At 46.1% G+C, this 2,581-nt stretch carries 2 protein-coding genes; both read left to right on the plus strand.

Annotated features, from left to right (window positions below):
- Nucleotides 1-681: SusC/RagA family protein (locus tag PHP06_11120; GenBank protein ID MDD3841091.1), on the plus strand; the 681-nt coding region annotated here is incomplete at its 5' end.
- Between the two features lie 12 nt (nt 682-693).
- Nucleotides 694-2,343, plus strand: a complete 1,650-nt coding sequence (locus PHP06_11125; protein MDD3841092.1) for a SusC/RagA family TonB-linked outer membrane protein — start codon at nt 694-696, stop codon at nt 2,341-2,343.
- Nucleotides 2,344-2,581: the final 238 nt, after the last annotated feature.

The following is a 2,581-nucleotide window of genomic DNA, read 5'->3' on the forward strand; positions in this document are numbered from 1 at the left end:
GGACAGGCTTTGTGGCAGGCATCGGTAAACGGAGGCGGTAATCCGAACAGCAACAATATCGGTTACAGCTTCGATTGGGGTTACGATACCAACGGACACCCCCAACTCAATAATATTTATCTGGCTAAATATGTTGATAATGACCGGACAATGCTTGCTTCTGACACCGATTGGTTTAATGAAATATCCAAAACCGGGTTGATCCAATCGTATAACATGTCTCTTAGTTCGGCTACAGAAAAAAGCAGTTCCTTTTTGTCCCTGGGGTATTTTTACAACGACGGAACGCTTAAGCATACCGACTTCAACCGTATTTCGGCACGTATCAATACCGATTATAAATTGTTTGACGGCAGGTTGGTTATCGGTGAAAATTTCACATTGAACAGGACAAGTGAAGTACAGGCGCCGGGCGATGTCCTCGACCTTTCTTTAAAGGCATTACCCATGATACCGGTACACACGATAGACGGTGAAGGCTGGGGTGGACCCTCCAGAGGCATGAACGACCGCCATAATCCCATGCGCCTGCTTTATGACAATCGGAATAACGCCTACGCTTATTGGCGTTTGTTCGGAAATACATATGCCGATCTGGAAATAATCAGGGATTTACACTTTCGCTCAAGCTATGGCATTGATTACGGCAATTTCTATAAACGTCATATGGTACATTCCTAGCGTTCGGGCTTCATGAACAGCGACAATACGGCGGTAAATATGGAGCAGGGCCATTGGATGAGATGGACATGGTCGAATACCGCCACTTATCAGAAAACAATCGACAGGCACAGGTTTGATGTGTTGGCAGGTGTGGAAATGAATCGGCAAGGCGACATAAACTTTAACGCTTATACTTCGGGAGAAGGTGCTTTTGCCATCGAAACACCCGAATATATGTGGCCCGGCGTAAGTACCGGAACCGCATCTGTTGGCGGTGGCTCAACAGGGTTTTCCCTGCTTTCCTATTTCGGAAAAGCCAACTATTCCTATAACGACCGTTACCTTGCCTCGTTTACTATCCGGCAGGATGGCTCTTCCCGCTTCGGAAGAAATAACCGTTTTGCCACTTTTCCTGCCGTAACAGCCGGTTGGAGGATTTCGGAAGAAAATTTTATGGAAAATACCAAAGACTACATTTCCGACCTGAAATTACGCTTCGGTTGGGGGCAGACAGGAAACCAGGGTATCGATAATCTTGCGACTTACGCGCTCTTCGTTCCTGAATACGGTATCGGAGACCCGACCTGGAATATCATAGATGGTACGGCATACGACCTTGCGGGATCGGGTTCGGGCAATCTGCCTTCAGGATACCGGAAAATCCAGACCGAAAACGATGACCTGAAATGGGAAACTACCGAACAGACCAATATCGGGCTGGATTTCTTACTCTTCAACCAAAGCCTTTACGGTTCTATCGATTGGTATATCAAGGCTACAAAAGATATGTTGATCAATCCCGCTTATATCGGTATTGTGGGTGAAGGAGGCTATCGTTGGTCCAACGGCGCTTCGATGGAAAACCGGGGGTTTGATTTTTCCGCAGGTTACAAAAACAGCACTTCGTTCGGGTTGGAGTACGACATTACCGGAATTGTTTCGGCATATAGAAACAAGGTCACTTATCTGCCCGAATCTGTAGAAAACTCTTATGGCGGTCGTCCGGGTGACAACATTATCGGTCGTCCTTTAGGCTCTTTCTACGGTTATGTTGCCGATGGTATCTTCCAAAACCAGGAAGAAGTGGATGCACATGTGAATCAGACCGGCAAAGGTATCGGACGCATACGCTACAAAAACGTAAATGACGAAGATAATGAGATCAACGATTTAGACCGTACATGGATAGGCAGTCCGCATCCCGATTTTTCATATAGTCTGAATATAGCCCTTCAGTACAAGGGTTTCGACCTTACCGCTTATTTCCAGGGCGTGCAGGGGATTGATGTACACAATTGGCTCAAAGCACAGACGGATTTCTGGAGTGTCGATGATGTCAACTCCAACAAGGGAAGACGCCTGCTGGATGCCTGGACGCCGCAAAACACAGGGTCAACCATCCCCGCTTTGCAAACGATCAATACCAACGACGAAGGACGGTTTTCGACTTATTTCATCGAAGACGGTTCGTACATGAAACTACGCAATTTATCCCTGGGCTATACGCTACCGGCAGATATTGTTTCAAAAATGAAAATGAACCGTTTGCGCTTTTACGTCAGCGGACAGAATCTGTTTACCGTGAAATCAAAAGACTTTACGGGAGTAGATCCCGAAAACGCAGGTTGGGGTTATCCTATTCCTACCACATGGACTGTAGGATTGAACGTAATATTTTAATTTTTATCGTTACACATGTTAAATCATTATTATAATATGCAATTAAATAAAATCATCTCAATAGTTGTAGTCGTCGTTCTTATGTCGGGATGTGCCGATTTTCTGAATGAAACTCCCAAGGGCGTATTGAGTTCCGATCAGGTAAACGACCCGGAAAGATTATTGACAGCCGCCTATTCGGCTTTGGGCAACGACCATTACGATGTCCCCCTCAGCCTGTGGCCATACGGGACAGTCC

This window comes from Clostridia bacterium, assembly GCA_028698525.1.
Taxonomy (GTDB): domain Bacteria; phylum Bacillota; class Clostridia; order JAQVDB01; family JAQVDB01; genus JAQVDB01.

Excerpts from the sequence above, each read along its gene's own strand:
- PHP06_11125 (MDD3841092.1), top strand. The coding sequence starts at position 694 with ATGAACAGCGACAATACGGCGGTAAATATGGAGCAGGGCCATTGGATG.